Annotated in this window: 16 protein-coding genes; 8 read left to right on the top strand and 8 right to left on the bottom strand. The window is 64.8% G+C overall.

What is annotated here, in order from left to right; genetic code table 11:
• Positions 1-78: 78 nt before the first annotated feature.
• Positions 79-693, bottom strand: coding sequence for a Fur family transcriptional regulator (locus tag CUJ91_RS25725; protein WP_006053227.1), 615 nt, complete (start codon positions 691-693; stop codon positions 79-81).
• Positions 694-795: 102 nt separating this feature from the next.
• Entirely contained in the window at positions 796-1,422 is a 627-nt protein-coding gene (locus CUJ91_RS25720) for a glutathione S-transferase family protein (protein WP_114158059.1), read from the bottom strand.
• A 155-nt stretch (positions 1,423-1,577) separates the two neighbouring features.
• On the opposite strand from CUJ91_RS25720, the gene CUJ91_RS25715 reads away from it, so the two are divergent.
• The gene (locus CUJ91_RS25715) at positions 1,578-3,269 is read left to right on the top strand and encodes an ATP-binding domain-containing protein (protein ID WP_114157474.1); all 1,692 of its coding nucleotides are present in this window, start codon (positions 1,578-1,580) and stop codon (positions 3,267-3,269) included.
• Between the two features lie 29 nt (positions 3,270-3,298).
• Here CUJ91_RS25715 and CUJ91_RS25710 read toward each other — a convergent pair whose 3' ends face one another.
• Positions 3,299-4,246, bottom strand: coding sequence for a phosphoribosyltransferase (locus tag CUJ91_RS25710; RefSeq protein ID WP_114157473.1), 948 nt, complete (start codon positions 4,244-4,246; stop codon positions 3,299-3,301).
• A 228-nt stretch (positions 4,247-4,474) separates the two neighbouring features.
• Between CUJ91_RS25710 and CUJ91_RS25705 the strand changes: the two genes are divergently transcribed.
• Together CUJ91_RS25705 and CUJ91_RS25700 are read left to right on the top strand one after the other, a co-directional pair.
• Positions 4,475-5,017 (top strand): putative pterin-binding protein, encoded by a 543-nt coding sequence (locus CUJ91_RS25705; RefSeq protein WP_006053222.1) that lies wholly within the window; start codon positions 4,475-4,477, stop codon positions 5,015-5,017.
• Positions 4,987-6,834 (top strand): ATP-binding response regulator, encoded by a 1,848-nt coding sequence (locus CUJ91_RS25700; RefSeq protein WP_006053221.1) that lies wholly within the window; start codon positions 4,987-4,989, stop codon positions 6,832-6,834. Before CUJ91_RS25705 ends, CUJ91_RS25700 begins: the two co-directional genes overlap by 31 nt.
• Positions 6,835-6,882: 48 nt before the next feature.
• Here the strand turns inward: CUJ91_RS25700 and CUJ91_RS25695 are convergent, their stop codons facing one another.
• From CUJ91_RS25695 to CUJ91_RS25685, 3 genes are all read right to left on the bottom strand, one after another.
• Positions 6,883-7,737 (bottom strand): helix-turn-helix domain-containing protein, encoded by an 855-nt coding sequence (locus CUJ91_RS25695; protein ID WP_006053220.1) that lies wholly within the window; start codon positions 7,735-7,737, stop codon positions 6,883-6,885.
• 216 nt (positions 7,738-7,953) lie between these two features.
• Positions 7,954-9,297: a type II toxin-antitoxin system HipA family toxin gene (locus tag CUJ91_RS25690; protein WP_114157472.1), complete on the bottom strand. Its 1,344-nt coding sequence runs from the start codon at positions 9,295-9,297 to the stop codon at positions 7,954-7,956.
• Between the two features lie 2 nt (positions 9,298-9,299).
• Positions 9,300-9,554 (bottom strand): helix-turn-helix domain-containing protein, encoded by a 255-nt coding sequence (locus CUJ91_RS25685; RefSeq protein WP_029968691.1) that lies wholly within the window; start codon positions 9,552-9,554, stop codon positions 9,300-9,302.
• Between the two features lie 259 nt (positions 9,555-9,813).
• Here CUJ91_RS25685 and CUJ91_RS25680 point away from each other — a divergent pair, with 259 nt between their 5' ends.
• From CUJ91_RS25680 to zwf, 5 genes are all read left to right on the top strand, one after another.
• A complete protein-coding gene (locus CUJ91_RS25680) occupies positions 9,814-11,154 on the top strand; it encodes an NAD(P)/FAD-dependent oxidoreductase (RefSeq protein WP_006053217.1) in 1,341 nt (446 codons plus the stop codon).
• A 47-nt stretch (positions 11,155-11,201) separates the two neighbouring features.
• Positions 11,202-11,834: a C39 family peptidase gene (locus CUJ91_RS25675; protein WP_044022070.1), complete on the top strand. Its 633-nt coding sequence runs from the start codon at positions 11,202-11,204 to the stop codon at positions 11,832-11,834.
• A 77-nt stretch (positions 11,835-11,911) separates the two neighbouring features.
• Positions 11,912-12,175, top strand: a complete 264-nt coding sequence (locus CUJ91_RS25670) for a hypothetical protein (protein ID WP_006053215.1) — start codon at positions 11,912-11,914, stop codon at positions 12,173-12,175.
• Positions 12,176-12,310: 135 nt separating this feature from the next.
• Positions 12,311-13,246 (top strand): bifunctional Delta(1)-pyrroline-2-carboxylate/Delta(1)-piperideine-2-carboxylate reductase, encoded by a 936-nt coding sequence (gene lhpI / locus CUJ91_RS25665; protein WP_053860854.1) that lies wholly within the window; start codon positions 12,311-12,313, stop codon positions 13,244-13,246.
• A 267-nt stretch (positions 13,247-13,513) separates the two neighbouring features.
• Positions 13,514-14,995, top strand: a complete 1,482-nt coding sequence (zwf, locus tag CUJ91_RS25660) for a glucose-6-phosphate dehydrogenase (protein ID WP_029968698.1) — start codon at positions 13,514-13,516, stop codon at positions 14,993-14,995.
• A 127-nt stretch (positions 14,996-15,122) separates the two neighbouring features.
• On the opposite strand, the gene icmH is transcribed toward zwf, so the two are convergent.
• Both icmH and tssK read right to left on the bottom strand, forming a co-directional pair.
• The gene (gene icmH / locus CUJ91_RS25655; RefSeq protein ID WP_029968700.1) at positions 15,123-15,902 is read right to left on the bottom strand and encodes a type IVB secretion system protein IcmH/DotU; all 780 of its coding nucleotides are present in this window, start codon (positions 15,900-15,902) and stop codon (positions 15,123-15,125) included.
• A complete protein-coding gene (gene tssK / locus CUJ91_RS25650) occupies positions 15,899-17,245 on the bottom strand; it encodes a type VI secretion system baseplate subunit TssK (RefSeq protein WP_029968702.1) in 1,347 nt (448 codons plus the stop codon). The genes icmH and tssK overlap by 4 nt, the downstream gene beginning before the upstream one ends.
• Positions 17,246-17,265: the final 20 nt, after the last annotated feature.

The raw sequence follows: 17,265 nt of genomic DNA, 5'->3' as shown, positions 1-17,265 counted from the left end.
GCCGGCGGCGCTCCAAACGCCGCGAAATGCGGCGCGAAGCCGATGCCGCTTTGCGCCGCCATTACAGTCAAACCGCCGTTATTTCGCGGCGACGGGCGCCGTTGCTCCCGCCTTTGAAGAAACCGCTGCGGCGGCCTCTGCCGCCTGGCAGGCGGAACACAATCCCTTCAATTCGATTTCGTCGCTGGCGACGCGGTAACCCGCGTCTTCGATCTGCTCGATGAGCGCCTGGCGCAGTTTCGGCTGATGCAGTTCCGTCACGTTGCCGCATTGCTGGCAGACCACGAGAATGCCGTGCTGGCATTGCGTCAGGTCGTGGCAGACCGTGAATGCGTTGATGGACTCGATGCGATGCACGAGCCCTGCCGACAGCAAAAAGTCCAGCGCGCGATAAACCGTGGGCGGCGCCGAGCCCGGATGAATCTGGCGCATTTCGTCGAGCAGCGAATACGCTTTAGTCGCGCGGCCCGAATTGAGCAGCAATTCGAGCACTTTGCGGCGAAGCGGCGTGAGCTTTTCCCCGCGTTCGCGGCAATATTCCTCGGCAAGGGCGAGCGCCGCTTCGGGTGACTCGCCATGCGTGTGCGCCGGCGCGTGCGTATGAGCATGCGCGTCGGCGGAAGCGGCGGGTTTCTCCGTTTTCGCGGGACTGGCGGAATGGGCGGCGTTCGCGGCGGGCTTGGCGTTCTTCATGCGTCGATTATAAAGGCCAACGCGCTATTGCTGCCGGGGCGCAAATAGCATCGCCGTCCGGCCCTGGACGTTCCCACCTGGCCGAGGCAACGCGGTCGAAGCTCACGTCAAGGGAAAGTCGACGTATTTCTTGAAGCCCGAACGCGTCGCGATGCGCGAATACCACCGCTCGAGATTGGGCAGCGGCGGACGCTCGACGCCATCGAGCCCGAACCACCGCTTCGCGTACGCGCCGATCACGATGTCGGCGAGCGCGAACTTGTCGCTCTCGAGGAAAAAGCGTCCTTGCAGATGCGTGTCCAGCAGGTGCCACAGCGCGGCGACGTTGCGCACGTCGTCGGCGAGCTTCGCGGCGTCGCGCTGTTCCGGCGGCGTGCGCACGAGCGCCCAGAACACCGGCCGCTCCGCCGGTTGCAGCGTGGACAGCGACCAGTCCAGCCAGCGGTCGATGCTCGCGCGCAATTTCGGCTCGTCAGGATAGAGCGGACTTGCGGCGCCGTATTGCAGCACCAGATAGCGCAGAATCGAGTTCGATTCCCACAGCACGAAGTCGTCGTCGACCAGCGTGGGAATCTTGCCCGTCGGGTTCATCGAAAGGTAGGCTGGTTCGTTGTTGCGCCCGAACTGCAGGCCCGCGTCGATGCGCTCGTACGGCAGCACCAGTTCATCGCAGCACCACAAGACTTTTTGCACGTTGACTGAATTCGCGCGTCCCCAGATCGTAATCATCCGGTCATCCTTTTTTGTCGACAGTTGGCAAGCCGCGCCTCGCGCGGCGTTCAACCAGTAACGATACACGATGCGCATGCTTTGCATGCGAGCGCGCCGCGCACGGCATGATGCGTTGCGTACAATGAGCGCACCGCAAAACGACGAGGCACCGCATGGCCCGCATTGTCCCCGACGACTGGAAGAGCCTCGCCGCCACCGGCGCGGCGGCGCGCGAACGCGAAACCCTTGCGCTGCTCGAAAAGGCGCTGCCTGAAAACTACACCGTCTATCACGGCGTGCACTGGACGCGTCTGAACCAGAACTTCTCGGTGTTCGGCGAGGCCGACTTCGTGATCGTCAGTCCCGCCGGACGCGTGATGATCGTCGAGCAGAAAACCGGCTTTCTGCGCGAAACGCCGAAGGGGCTCGTCAAGGTCTATCTGCAAACCGAGCGCAACGTGGCGATCGCGCTCGCGCATACCATCGAAGGCTTGCACCGGCGTTTTACCGCGGCATTCGGCGCGGGCACCTATTTCATCGAGGAACTGCTGTATTGCCCGGACCATATCGTGAAGGATGCGGCGATTGCGGGCGTGAATCCCGCGCGGATCGTCGACGCAACCCGGCGCGATCGCCTCGCCGCAGTGATTCGTGAAGCGCTGCCCGCCGACGAGCCGCGCCTTTCGTGCGCGTCGAAAATCCATCACTTTCTCGCCGATGAACTCGCGCTCACGCCCGACGCAAGCGCGCTCGTCGGTCAGGCCGGCACGCTCGTCACGCGGCTCGCAGGCGGCCTTGCAACGTGGGCGCGGCGGCTCGAGTTCTCGCCGTTCCGGCTGCGCGTGATCGGCACGGCCGGCTCAGGCAAGACGCAACTCGCGGTGCAGGTGATGAAAGACGCCGTCGCGCGCGGCCAGCGTCCTTTGTATGTGTGCTTCAACCGGCCGCTCGCCGATCACATCGCGCGCGTCGCGCCGCCCGAGGCGAAGGTCGCGAACTATCATCAACTGTGCGACTGGATCGCGCGCGATGCGGGCCGCCAGCCCGATTTTCAATCGGGCCAGGTGTTCGATCAGCTCGAAGCGATGTTCGCCGAAACTCCAATCGACGCGCGCTGGCAATTCGACGTGCTGATCGTCGACGAAGGGCAGGACTTTCAGGAGCCGTGGGTCGCTGCGCTAGAACGTCTGCTGAGCCCCGGCGGCGCGTGGTGGTGGCTCGAAGATCCGCTACAGAACCTGTACATGCGCGAACCGGTCGCGCTGCCCGGCTGGACGACGCTGAAGGAAACCACCAACTACCGCAGCCCGCGCGACATTCTCGATTACGTGCGCGAGGTAGTCGGCGGCTCGGTGTCGAGCGCGGCGGCGCTGGCGTCAGGCAGTCCGTTCGACGGCTCCGACATCTCCCTGTCCGTCTACGACGAAGCGAACGCGGCGGAGGGCGCCATTGAGGCAACCAAGCGCGCCATCACGCAGGCGCTGTCGCTCGGCTTTCGCAAGCAGGACATCGCAGTGCTGTCGTTTCGCGGACGCGAGGGCTCCGCGATGACCGCGCAGGATCATCTCGGCCCGCATCGGCTGCGCAGCTTCACGGGCAAGTACGATTTGTTTGGGAGTCCGGAATATCGTGACGGGGACGTTCTGTTCGAGTCGATCTATCGCTTCAAGGGTCAGGCGGCGCCGTGCGTGATCCTTACTGAGGTCGACTTCGATACATTCGACGAGCGTATCGCGCGCAAGCTGTTCGTCGGCGCGACGCGCGCAACGATGAAGCTGATCATCGTCGCTTCGCAGCGTGCCGCGCGGCATCTGCATCTGCGCGACGCGAAGGACGGCAAGGAACGGGAGACGCGCGAAGCCTGACGCGCGCTAGCGCTAGCTGTTGCGCAGGTTCATGGCCACGCGCGCGCGGCGACCAGCATGCCGCTGCGCGTGTGCGCGTCCCACCAGATCACGCGCAACAGCGGCGCTTGTTGCGCGATCAGCAAGGCCTGCACCGGATCGCTTTCCACAAAGTGCGTGACGCCGCCCGCCAGCGCCGCCGACGCCTTATGCGCGGCCGCGCCGGCCGGGCTTTCGTCGTGCGTGCCGGGCACGCGCATCACCAGTTGCATATGGTCGAAGCCATGCCGCTCGAGCCAGGCCTCGGTACGCGCGCGGTCCGTTTCCGGCCGGCCGGTGATGATCGTGCGAACGCGTTGCAGGTCGATGCCCGGCAGCACTTCGAAGGGCAGCAGCGCGTCGCGTTCGAGCAGTGCGGCAGCGAGGTCTTCGTCGTAGCGCGCGAGCGGCACGTCGGGAAGCAGAATGCCGTCGAGATCGATTGCGTAGGTTGCGTAGTGATGGTCGTCCGCCATCGCGGGCGCTTCGCCGGCTTCAACGCGCGCCCAGTCGTCGCGATAACGCTGCGTGTAGGCCTGGCGCTCCCACGGAAATAGCGCGAAGTAGCCGCGTGCGTCGATCGCGTAGTCGGGCTGCGTGCGGCTCAGGTCGTCGACCGCGCCGGTCAGCGTCCTTACCACAAGGCCATGTTGCTCAAGGAACGCGATGCAATCGACGAGCGTAAAACCGCGTCCCGCAATGTCCTCGCACAGCAGCACCTTCGAGCCGGCGGGCGGAATCGGCAGCGTCGAGTCCCACGCGACCTTGCGCGACGCGCGGTCGTAGCGCAGAAACGCAACCGGCGCGCCGGCCGAATGCGAAACCATCAGCGCGAGCGGCGCACCGCCGCGCAGAATGCCGATTGCCATCGCAAAACCTTCGGCGAGCAACGCGGGTTGCAGCGATTCAATCCAGTGATCGAGTTGCTCGTACGTGAGGGGCAAAACCGGCTTGTTCATAACGCTCGTTGAGTCGCTTAACGCGAGTGAGAAGGCGGCCGCCCAGCGGCGCGACGCGCTAGCGAAGGGCGCTTTGGCGAGCCTTCGTTTTTTCCTGCAAAGAATTTTGACATATTATGCATGCCGTTCGGCAATCGCGCGTCGGGGTGATGCGCGTTACGGCAAGCCGGGGCGCTGCGTTCCGCGAGGGCGGCGGCGCCGCAAAAGAACAGCTACGGATAAAAAGAAATGACCAAAGCGACAGCAACAGTGCAACGAGGATTCGGCGCGCCTGCGAGCGTGCGCTGGGCAATGGGGTTGATCCTCGCGCTGACCGCGTGGAGCGTGCAGGCGCAGACGGACGCGACGGCGCTCGCGCTCGACGTCACGGGAAAAATCGGCAAGACCAACGACGCCGCGCACCGTTCCTATCACTTCGACGAGGCGCAACTGCTGGCGCTGCCGGCCCGTTCGATCACCACCTCGACTACCTGGACGCCGCGTTCGAGCTTCACAGGACCGCTGCTGGCGGATATTCTGAAGACGGTCGGCGCGTACGGCACGCAGATCGAGATCCACACGCTCGACGACTATACGTACACGGTGCCCGTATCCGATTGCGACCGCTACGGCGTTGTATTGGCGTACAGCATCAACGGCCGGCGTCTAAAAATCAGCGACTTCGGTCCGCTGTTTCTCATCTACCCGCGCGATGCGTTCCCCGATGAACTCGCGGGCGCCTCGGGCGATTCGAAATTCGTATGGCAGATCAAGGCACTCATCGTCAAATAAAGCGCCGTCCTGGGCGCCGGTTTTTTTATGTGCTGATCTGGCTCACCGCGCTTGCGGCGCCCGCCGGCGCGATCGGCTATCTGCTCTACGCAAACCTGCTCAATCCCGACACGACCGAGTCGCTGACGGGCTCTTACGACGGCTTCTACTGGGACGCGGCGCAGTTGCAGATCGCCTACGCGCGCTTCGAGAACCAGTTGCTGCTGTATCAGGCCGGCGTCGACGACGATTACCCGCGGCTCACGTTGCGCTATCAGTTGCTGCAATCCAAGTTGCATGTGATGGAAGGCTCCACGCGCCGGCTCACCACGCAGGTCGCGCTGGTGCAGCGGCAACTGGATGAAATCCACGCGCTCGACCGCATGCTCGCCGGTCTCGCGCCTGACGTCGCCGCGCTGCCGACCGATCGGGGCGGCGTCAACCGCATCGTCGCGCAATTGCGCCAGCACTGGAACGAAGTCAACGATCTCGCGCTGAGCCGCCGTTTCGCCGATGTCGCCGACCGCGAAGCGATGAACCGCGACTTCATCGACAAGCGCCGGCTGCTGTTTGCCGGCGGCATGATCCTGCTGCTGCTGTCCGCGGCGGCCACGTTGCTGCTCGTGGTCAACGGCCGGCGCCGCACGCGTCTCATGCATCAGCAGCACGCGGCGCTTCAGGCCGAGCACCAGGCGAGCCGCGCCGCGCGCGAGGCGAGTCTCGCGAAAGACGCGTTTCTCGGCATGATCAGTCACGAGCTGCGCACGCCGTTGCATGCGATCGTGTCGTCGATCGAACTGCTCGGCTTCAACTATCACTCCGAAGCCGACCGCAAGGTGATTCAGCGGCTCGAAACCGCGGCGCGGCATCTCGAAGCGCAGATGAAGGACCTGACCGATTACGCACGGCTCGGCGCCGGCAAGCTCGAACTGCGTCACGAGCACTTCGAGCCGCGCGAGTTGCTGGCGTCGATCGTCGACGAACATGCGATGTCCGCGGCCTCGCGCGGCCTCAAGCTCGAAAGCGAGGCAAGCGGCGTGACGGGTCTCGTCGATTCCGACCCGCACCGCATTCGCCAGATCGTCAACAACCTGGTGACCAACGCGATCCGCTACACGGAAACCGGCACGGTGCGCGTGAAGCTGATGCAGCGGCCGGCGCTATTGAGCTTCGTGGTCAGCGACACGGGGCCGGGCGTTCCCCAGGCGCAAATCCCGCTGATTTTCGAGGAGTTCACGCAACTGGACGGTTCGCGTACGCGCCGCTTCGAAGGCGCGGGCATGGGCCTGACTATCGTGCAGGGACTCGTACGGCTCTTTGGCGGCACCGTCGAAGTCGCGAGCGTGGTGGGCGAGGGCACGACTTTCACTGTGACGATTCCAGTCACGCCGGTCGCGCCTGCGCCTTCGCGCGACGCCGCGGCGCAAACCGGGCCGGGCGACGCGCGGCCAGGCGTGCTGATCGTCGACGACAACCGGCTGATTCGCGAGTCGCTCAGCGAGATGGTCGCGCACATGGGCTACGACGCGCACGCCGTCGCCAACGCCGACGATGCGCTCGCGTGGCTCGACGCGCGCCGCTGCGATGTCGTGCTGCTCGACCTGCATATGCCGGGGCGCGACGGCTACGCGCTGCTCGCGGATCTCGCCGCGCGCGGCGGGCCGTCGTCAGGCGTGCCGGTGATCGTGGTCAGCGCTTATGCGCCGGAGCCCGGCGAACAACAGGAGGAAGAGAGAAGCGGCGCGCAGCCGTTTTTTGAAGCGTTATTAAAGCCAGTACATTACGGCGATCTGCGCAACGCATTGCAGCGCGCGCTGGCTTCGCGGCATACCGCGTGAGAGGGCGCCCACAAGCCTGGGCACAAGCCCAGGCGCAGGACTACTGCCTCAGGGCCGATTCAGCCGTTTCGACAGATCGGCGACGAGAATCGCCATCCGCGCGGGCTTTTCATAGCAGGCGACGTCGTAATTACGGATCACCTGGCTGATCTCCGACTCGCTCGCCTTGCCGGTCAGCAATTCGCCTGTCAGAACGAAGATCGGCGCGTCAGGATTTTCCGACGCCCGCACCGCGCGAATCGCGGCCGCCGAGGTTTGCGAACCGAACAGCCAGTCGATCACGATGCCGTCGAACACCTGCGTTTGCAGTTGCTCGGCAAAGGCCGCGAGTCCGTAGATCGCCACGGCGGCAAAGCCGCTGCGCTCGAGGTAATCGCGCAGATTGTCGGCGCTCGCGTGATCGTCGTCGACCACGGCGATGGTCGGCTTGTCGGTCTCGGCGCGGCGCGGATAGATCTCGATCTTGTGGACTTCGTACGCGCTTTGATAGAGCGCGCCGTCGTGCCGCGCGACGCGCCACTGGCCGAGCTTCGAGTAGGCGACGAAGTCCGGGCGGCTGCCGGGTTCCAGCGCCGCGCCCACCCAGGCGGTGCACGGCAATTCGATCGCGCCGATGCAGAACACGGCTTCCTGCGCGATCGCGCCGACCATGCCGGGGTCGAGCGACTGCGCGCCGAAGAGCTGCGCGGCGGGCTCGCCGTACACCTCGGCGACCTTCTTGATTTGCGACAGCGTCCACGGGCTATTGCCGCGCAGCTTGCGGTGCCCTTGCGAAAAGCTCAGATCGAGGATGCGGCAAAGTTCTGTGGTTTGCTGTCGCTTGCCGATTCCGTGCCGGCTCATCAACTCGCGCACGCGCTCGGCGACTGCGATGGAGTCAGGTGAGTGTGTTTCGTTGGTCATACTGCGTGAGAATCCGCCGTCTTAAAGGGCTGTGGTGGGCGATACGGCAGGCGTAACGCGGCCATGCATCATGGACACGGCGCGACGCAGCTACGCGGGGGACAGCAAATGTACCGCAAAAAACATCGCGGTCGGCTTTTTGTGTTATGCGCTTTGCATAACCCCATTTTACCGATGAAACCGGGCCATATCCACCCAGGGCTCTTGCGAACGGCGTCAGTTCACCGGCATCTTGGCGAGTTTGGCCGCCGAGTTCCTCAGTCCTTTGAAGATCCGCTCGGCAACCCTGGCCGGGAACCGTTCCGGCAAATCCGCCGAGACCTGGTCGATCACGTTCGGCGTCTGTTCGATGAGGCGCTCGATCAGCGGTTCGGCGCTCGCGCCGTACGAGCATTTGAGCGCCATCGTGTTGAAGTGGCGCCGCTGCACGTCGCGAAACGCGTCGTGCTTGCTGCGCGACCACATGCCCATCGCGAGGCGCGCCTTGAACCACGACCACTGGTTCGGCCCGCTGCCTTCGACGGGCCAGATCGACATGACGTCGTAAAGCGGCGTCAGCCGGTATTGGCCGCCCGCGAGCAGGCGAATGCTGAAGTTCTTCGCGTGGCCGTCCGGCGCGGCGAGCATCCAGAAGAGAATCTGGCTGGCGAGCAGCGTTTCGATGTCCTGCGCGGCCGCCACCGACTGCTGCAAAACGCGCGCGAGATCGAGCACGCCCGGACCGCCTTCGTTCTCATACTTGCGATGCGAAGGCACGCCGTACACCTGGCAAAAATCCTCTTGCGGCAGGCGCAACAGCCATTGCCCGCTCGAATGCAGTTGCCGGTCGAAGCGCTCGACGCTCAGCACGCGCTGTTTGCCGAACGTCACGACTTCCGTGTTCGCGACCGGCAAACCGTAGGCGCGCAGGATGCGCAGGCACAGCCATTCGTTTTCGACCGAGGTGCTGAGATCGGCCAGCTTGTTGCCGACGAGTCCGAGCGGCAGCTTGAAGATATGCGTGGTGGGCGTCGCGCCGTGCGGCCGCTTCCATTGTCCTTCGTGCCACAGCAGCGCGGTTTTTTCCTGCGCGCCGGCGAGTGAGATGCGGAAATCGTCGTCGCTTTGGTCCGCCGCGCCGAGCGTGGGCGTGCTCACCGTGCGCGTCAGCATGGTCTCGATTTCGGCCTCCGAGAGCGGCGTACCTTCGATCCGGTCGACGTGCTCCGGCACGTCGTCTTCGGGCAGCAACTGCACCGCGCCCACGCAATCGCGGCCGATGGCTTGCAGCAGATCGAAGGCGTCGAGCGTCTCGGTCTGATAGCGCTGCGCGATGCGCTTTCTGATGACCTCGCTGTCGGGCAGCAGGTTGTCGAAGTAATTGAGGACGCGCGGCCCTTTGTGCGCCAGGTTGCCGGGCGCGAAAGGCAGCGAGAGCGACAACGGCCTGCCGGCAGGCGAGGCGATCCACGCTGCGTCGTAGGAAAATTCCATTGGACCGCGCGCCGGAATCCGCCAGACGCCGACGCGCTCGCCGTTTGCCCAAACGGAAAGTGCGCGCGAATGTGTAGGGCGGGTCATGCTCACCACTCGATCAACGGCGCCGGCTCAAACTCCGGCTTGTTCTTGTCGCGCATTTGTAACTGCAGCCCGTAGGCGCCGCATAGCGCGAGCAGTTGAGCCACGGTCAGCGCGGCTGCGTCGGTTTCCCAGGTGGAAATGCGGCTTTGGCTCACGCCCACCCGCGCGGCGGCTTCCGCCTGAGTGAGACCTGCCTGCCGTCTGCTCGCGGCAAGCAACTGGGCAATCTGATTCGGGGTGGCGATGAGATGCAGCATGTCAAATATCCGTTTGGCGAATAAATGCATTTTATTCGTCTCGCGGATATTTGGCAAATATTCGCGAGACGAATACGCGTGCAAAATATCTGCCACACGGATATTTGCCATTTATTCGTCCTGCAGATAATTTTCACGCTCCGTCGTCCGTCCGCCAAACTCAATGCGGACGGGCTTTCCAGCGCTTTGCGCAGGTCGGCGTTGCAGGCAACCGCCTGTCCTGCGAAGATGATGTCCGCGCTTAAAACCTCCTTGCCCGATGACGACAACCTATCCGCTGCACGCCGGCTTCACCTCCGCCGACCAACCGTTTCCGCACCACGCCGACGTGGTGATCGCCGGCGCCGGCATCATGGGTTGCGCGGCGGCCTACTATCTGACGCGGCGCGGGTTGTCGGTGGTCGTGCTCGACAAGTCGCGCATTGCCGGCCAGCAGTCGTCGCGAGCGTGGGGTTTCGTGCGCCAGCAGGGCCGCGAATCGGCGGAAGTTCCGCTGATGATGGCGGGCATTCCGCTGTGGACCAGCCTCGAGCGCGAACTGGATTTCGATCTGGAGTGGCGTCAGGGCGGTTGCCTCTATGTCGCCACCGACGAGGACGACTGGACCTCGTTCCAGCAATGGATGGACGTCGCGCGGCAGCACGGGCTCGACACGCGCACGCTCGATCGCAAGCAGATCGACGCGGTGGTGACCGGCATGCAAGGCCCGGCGCTCGGCGGCCTCTACACGCCGAGCGACGGCCAGGCCGAGCCGCGCCGCGCCGCCGCCGCTTTCGCGGCGCGGGCCGCGCAAGCCGGCGCGCTCTTTTTCGAAGGTTGCGGCGTACTGGGCGTGGAACTCGCGGCCGGTGCGATTGCAGGCGTGGTGACCGAGCGCGGGACGGTCCGCACGCCGCGTTTCATTTGCGCCGCGGGCGCGAGCAGTTGGCGTCTGCTGAAGACGCTGAGCCTCGAACTGCCGCAGCAGGCGGTGCGCGGCACCTGCATGCGCACGAATCCGTTGCCGCATGTGAGCGCGTCGACTTTCTGGGGCCACGGGCTCGGCGTGCGGCAGCGCGCGAACGGGGCGATCAATCTCGCCGACGACATGCAGGTCGACGTCGACATGACGCTCGGCCATTTTCGTGCGCTCAAATGGTTTCTGCCGGAGCTCTGGAGTCAGCGCGAGAAGTTCAGCTTTCATCTGAACGGCGCGTGTCTGCGCGACTTGCGTGAGCGTCTGCCGGGCGCCGTGCCGCCCGGCGAGCGCGTGCTGCATCCGCGCGATCCGCATCCGCAGCCGAACACGAGCCACGCGCCGCGCGCGCTGGCGAAGCTGCGCGCGCTCTTTCCCGCGTTGAAGGACGCGCAGGTGGTCGAGTCGTGGGCCGGCCTGATCGATGTGCTGCCCGACGGCATTCCGGTCATCGACGCGCCGCCGCAAGTCAGCGGTCTGACCATTGCCACCGGCTTTTGCGGGCACGGTTTCGCGATGGGCCCGATCGTCGGCAAGCTGCTCGCGGAGATCAACGACGGCGGGCAGCCGTCGCTCGACCTGTCCGCGTTCCGTTTGCAGCGTTTCTTCGACGGCACGATGCAGCGGCCTCGCAGCATGCTATGAGCGCGCCTGCCGATTTTCTCCGCCCGCATTCTTCCGATCACGTCAGCATGAACGAACCGACTTTGCGTCACGCCGGAGTTCCGTACTACACCCAGTGGGGCAGCCCCGACTGGGTGCGCGCTATCGTCGAGCGGGCAGCCGATCCTTGCGACGATCCCGGCTGGCAGACGAGCGGCTTCACGGACCCGCAGCGCTACCGTTTCTGGGCGAAGCGCCTTTGCGGGCTGACGTGCCTCGAATCGGCGCTCGACTATTGGCGTATCGAACACGCGCCGCGCGCCGCGCTGCTCGACGAAGCGTTGCGGCACGGCGTATATCGCATGCGGGATGACGGCGGCGTCGACGGCCTGATCTATCGTCCGTTTGCGGCATGGGTGCAGGAGGCGTTCGGCGTACGCGTCGACGTGTTGCCGCAGGCGTCCATTGAGGAAATCGCCGCGCGTCTCGATGCGCGCACGCTCGCCATCGTGTCGGTGAGCCCGGAGATCCGCTATCCCGACGAGCCGAACCAGCGCCAGGGCGGGCACCTCGTTTTGCTGCACGGACGCGATGCCGGCGGCGTGTGGTTTCACAATCCTTCGGGCATCGGGCCGCAGCAGGCGGACGTCTATCTGCCGTTCGCGACGATGACGCGGTTCTACGCCGGACGCGGGATGACGCTCAGTTGGCCGGGGCGCTGAGCGGCGGCAAGCCGCTGCCGATCAGGCCCGTTTTCTGCTCGACCGTCCGTATCGACATCTGCGATACAGGACCCGACATGAAGAAAACTCAAGCCCTGCTCGCCGCGAGCCTTGTCGCACTCAGCACCGTCGGCGCGGCGCATGCCGCCACCCACGATGAACAGGCCAAGGCCTGCCGCGGCGACGCCATGCACTTTTGCGCGTCCGAGATTCCGAACAAGGCGAAGATCACGGCGTGCATGAAGCAGCACGTCGACGAACTGAGTCCGCCTTGCCGCGCGATGTTCAAAGGCGGCAAGAAGTCCGGCGACAGCGACGGGAAGTCGACCGCGGCGCAATAAATCCGCTTTGAGCGAAACAGCGTGCGCGACGCGCGGGGAAGCGCGTCGCGCATCGGCGCGGCACGCCGTGATGCGCTGCGCACGCCGTCCCGCGTCGTAGAATCGGCTATTCCGACTGCGACCACCTACCCGCCCATGACCCGTCCGACCACGCAGATTTTCGACGCCGACGCGACCGCGCGGCTCACACCGTACGCCGCGCTCGTCGACGCGTTAAAGCGCGCCAGCATCGACTACGCGCAGCGGCGCATAGCGAGTCCCGAGCGCCTCGTCGTGCCGCTCAATGAAGGCGGCGTTCTGCTGTCGATGCCCGCGACCGCGCCGGACCTCGCGATCCACAAGCTGGTCAACGTGTGCCCGCGCAACGGGCCGCGCGGCTTGCCGACCATCCACGGCCAGGTGATGGCATTCGACGCCGACACCGGCGAGACGCTTTTCATCCTCGACGGCCCGACGGTGACCGGCCGCCGCACCGCGGCCATGTCGATGCTCGGCGTCGCCACCTTTGCCGCGGCCAGGCCGCGCGAGTTTCTGCTGATCGGCACGGGCACGCAGGCGCTCAATCATCTGCAAGCGATCGGCGAGCTCTATCCCGAGGCGCGCGTCTGGGTGAAGGGCAGTGCGCCGGCGCGCGCCGAGGCGTTTTGCGCCGCGCATCGCGGCAAGGTGTCGGAGTTGCAGCCGCTTGCGCAGCCCGACGCGCCGCTGCCGGAATCGATCGACACGGTGATTGCGCTGACCACGAGCCGTCAGCCGGTTTACGACGAGGCGGCGCGCGCGGGGCGCCTCGTGATCGGCGTCGGCGCGTTCACGCCCGAGATGGTGGAGATCGGCGCGCGCACCATTGCGGGCAGCGCGCTTTTCGTCGACGACGAGGCGGGCGCGAAACACGAGGCCGGCGATTTCATCCAGGCCGGCGTGGATTGGGCCAGCGTGCGCGGCATTGCTTCGGTGCTGGACACGTCTGCTCGGGCGCCTGCCCAAACACCGATCGTTTTCAAAAGCGTCGGCTGTGCGGCGTGGGATCTGGCGGCCTGCCGCGTCGCGCGCGAGGCGTGGTCGCGCGGATAAGCGAGCGACAGCGAGAGGCTCGCGCCAGAAAAACGCCTTAAAAACAGCGCCTTGCCGCCCGCGTTGGCATATTGCGCCAACGTGCGGCGCATGTTGCCGTGCAAACAATCGCAAAACGTTGCACCATAGGCGTTTGCCGGAAAAACCTGCCGATGGGTGCCGTCAGGCCCAGCATCGGCTTCTTCCGCCTTTGCCCAGGGCCAGCGGTTGTCGCTGGTTCTTCGGCATCCGACGACGCCTTCCTTCTCACCACGCTGCGACCGCGCTATGACGACTCAACACGCTTCTGCGACTCCCGAGCTTCCGCTCGACATGATCATCTTCGGCGGCACCGGCGACCTGTCGTTTCGCAAGCTGCTGCCCGCGCTGTACATGGCGCATCTGCATTGCAATCTGCCGCCCGAGACGCGCATTCTCACGATCGGGCGCAAACCCTGGTCGCGCGAGGAATACATCGCCGAGTTCATGGAGCAGAAGGCCAAGCCCTTCATCGAAAAGAAAGCGTTCGATGCCGCCGCGTGGGACAAATTCCTCGCGCTGTTCGAGTACGTGCGCATGGACGTCGATTCGGCCGACGACTATCTGCGCCTGAGGGAAGCATCGCGCGACGGCGTGCGGCGCGTCTTTTATCTGGCGACGTCGCCGGATCTGTTCATGAACATTTGCGAGAACCTCTCGGCTGCGGAACTCGTGGACGACCAGTCGCGTGTCGTGCTCGAAAAGCCGCTCGGTCACGATCTCGCGTCCGCGCAGGAGATCAACACCGCGGTCGGCAAGCATTTCAACGAAGCGCAGATCTACCGGATCGACCATTATCTCGGCAAGGAAACGGTGCAGAACCTGATGGTGCTGCGCTTCGGCAATCCGATTTTCGGGCCGCTGTGGCAGGCGCCGTACATCAAGCGCGTGCAGATCACGGTCGCGGAAACGGTCGGCGTGGGCAGCCGCGCCGGCTTCTACGACAAGACCGGCGCGCTGCGCGACATGGTGCAGAACCACCTGCTGCAACTGCTGTGCATCGTTGCAATGGAGCCGCCCGTGTCGCTCGATCCCGATGCGGTCCGCGACGAAAAGCTCAAGGTGTTGCGCTCGCTGCGGCCCATGACGCCCGAGGACATCGCCCGTGATACCGTGCGCGGCCAGTACACGGCCGGCGCGGTCGACGGCGAGGCGGTGAAGGGCTACCTCCAGGAAGAGAATGTGCCGGCCGGCAGCCGCGCCGAGACCTTCGTCGCGTTGCGCGCGCATATCAACAACTGGCGCTGGGCCAACGTGCCGTTTTTCCTGCGCACCGGCAAACGCATGCAGAAGAAGGTGTCGGAGATCGTCATCGAATTCTCCGACTTGCCGTTCTCCATCATTCCGAGCGGCGGGCGCAACTACGGCAACCGTCTCGTGATCCAGTTGCAGCCGGAAGAGTCGATCCAGCTTCAGGTGCTCGCGAAGGAACCGGGCAGCGGCATGCATATGCTGCCGGTGAATCTGAACCTCGATTTGCAGCAGGCGTTCAGCGAGCGTCGCGCGGAAGCCTACGAGCGTTTGCTGATCGACGTGATCCGCGGACGCCTCACGCACTTCATGCGCCGCGACGAACTCGAAGCCGCGTGGGCCTGGGCCGAGCCGATTCTCGAAGGATGGGCGAAGTCCGGCGAGCGGCCGCGCAACTATACGGCGGGCACGTTCGGGCCGGCTGCGTCGACGGCGCTCATGGCGCGTGAGAATGCTGTTTGGGCGGAGGAGTCGCAGTAAGTTAAGCACATGCGAGCGGCCGGCAATTGTCATTGCCGGCTTCTTTAGCGCAATGAAAAATGGCCTGCGCGATGCAGGCCATTTTTTTGTCCAGCGACGCGACGCGTCGCGTTATCGCGTTGCCGCGTTACGGCAGCGAAATCGTCAGCGTGGCCGATTGCGGCCCGAGCTTGACCACCTGCGAATACGGCGCCAACGTGCGCAACGTCTGATCCCGCAGGTAAGTATTCAAGCCGAGATACGCAAGCAACCCAACCAGCGCGAAAACCGCGCCGATCGACCACAACGGCACTTCACGCTTCAGACGATGCGCGACCTGATCGGGCAGCGGCCAATGCGGCGCGAACGGTGCGCGCTTGCCCTTCATATGCGCGATTTCATCGCCGATGCGCGCCGTCAGATACGCGAGCTTCTCCGGTCCTTCGAGCAGATACTTGCCCTGGAAACCGAGCAGCAGGCACATATGGAACACTTCCAGCGATTGCAGCCGCGCTGCGCCTTGCGCCCGGCATTCCTCGAGATACTGGAAGAACTTCTCGCCCGCGAGCTGCTCGCCGAACAGCACCAGTTGCAGCGGCCGCCGTTCCCATTCGGTGCGGATGCTGAAGCTGGACGACAGCACCGACTCGTCGATCGCCGCACAGAACGCAAACTTCGATGCGTACACATCTTCCGCCGATGCGTTCAGCTTCTTCGCGCCACGCTCAAAGTCGCCGAGAAACTGCTGAATGCGTTGACTAAACTCATGCGCGTCGCCCGGCTCGCGGCCGTTCTTCAAAAGAAACAGCATGAAGAAGCCGTCGTACAGCAGGTCGAGCAGCGAGCGGACCTGATAGCTCGGCTCGGCCGCCGGAGCGGGCGTCGCGGCAGGCGTGCTGCCGCCAAAGAGTGAAGGCGCGTAGCTCATGATGTGACCGCGATCAGTTCAAGTTGAAGATCGTTGATGCCCGACGGCGCATAGATCATTGCCGATTGCGCCTGCAGCATGCGTTCGTACAGTCCGCCGCGCGGCTCGAACGAGAAGTAGCACGCGCCGGGTCGCACGGGAATGGCGGGCGGCACTTGCGGCGTGTAGACGAGCCGCACGCCCGGCATGGCCGAGAGCACGAGCTTGTCCACGTCGTCGGGAGCGCCGACCTTGAAGCGTGCCGGCACCGCTTCGACGAGCTCGGCCGTCGGCATGTCGGCGGACACGGCAATGTAGAACATCGTCTTGTCGTCGATCTTGCCGGAATCGAGCCGGCCCGCATGAAACGACGGACGCACTTCTTCGAGCGCGATCGCGAAGTAGCGCGTGGAGATCACCGTTTCGAGCAGATCGCGCAGGATCGTGTCGAGCCGCGCGAAGCCGGGGCCCGGATCGTCGTGACGATAGGCCGGCAGATCGGATAGCGCATAGCCCTTCGAGAACGTCATCAACTGGCCGGCCAGGCGCAGCAGTTCCTGAAAGAGCCGCTCGGGATGCAGCGCCGAATGCTGATACAGATGCGCAAGCGAAGCGAACGCCGCGCTCGCCGTGTGCAGCAGCCAGAACGACGCGATGTCGCCCGAACGGAACTCGATGATGTTCTTGGTCGGCTCGCGGTGAAAACCATAGAGCGCGTTGACCTTCGCCTGCAACGCGTCGATCAATTGGCGCAGCCGCTGATGCAGAACCGGCGACGCGTCGATGGCGAGACACGGCGGCACGAAGCTGTCGTCGATCTCGAAGCCCGACGTCGCCGTGCGGCGCACGCGCACGAGCGGCACCGACAACAACTGATCGCGCGGCTCGCTATGAGCGATCAACTTGACGCTCGTCTTGAGGAACGTGATGTCGGCTTCGGCGGCGTCGGTGAAATGATCGGCGACGGGCGTCTGCTCGCTCACGTAGCGCGCGACGAAGCCCGCGCTGCTGTCCTGCGAATAGTTGGCGCCTGTCTCGCGCAGCGGATGCAGCGCGAGATAGAACGTGAATTCGTTGATGCCGTCGGGCAACGTGTCGAGCGCGATGGGCGGCGGCAGGTCGTCCGCTTGCGGCGCGGAGTAGAGCGCGCCGTCGGGAAACACCAGCGACAGTTCGCTCACGCGCAGCACGTTGCTGCCGAGCGCGTCGCGGTCGAAGCGCGCGGAGCGCACGCCCCAGTTGTACGGCTGGATGGCCTGGATCGACTCGAAGAGGCGCGCCTCGTGATAGGCGTCCTGACGCTGAAAATGCTGCGGCCTCAGAAACAGGCCTTCTCCCCAGAGCACTTTTGCGGAATAACTCATGTCAAACCTGTTATATGGGT

Source organism: Paraburkholderia graminis, assembly GCF_003330785.1.
GTDB lineage: Bacteria > Pseudomonadota > Gammaproteobacteria > Burkholderiales > Burkholderiaceae > Paraburkholderia > Paraburkholderia graminis.
The sequence above is the reverse complement of the archived record's forward strand: the minus strand, read 5'-3'. Positions and strand labels throughout refer to the sequence as shown.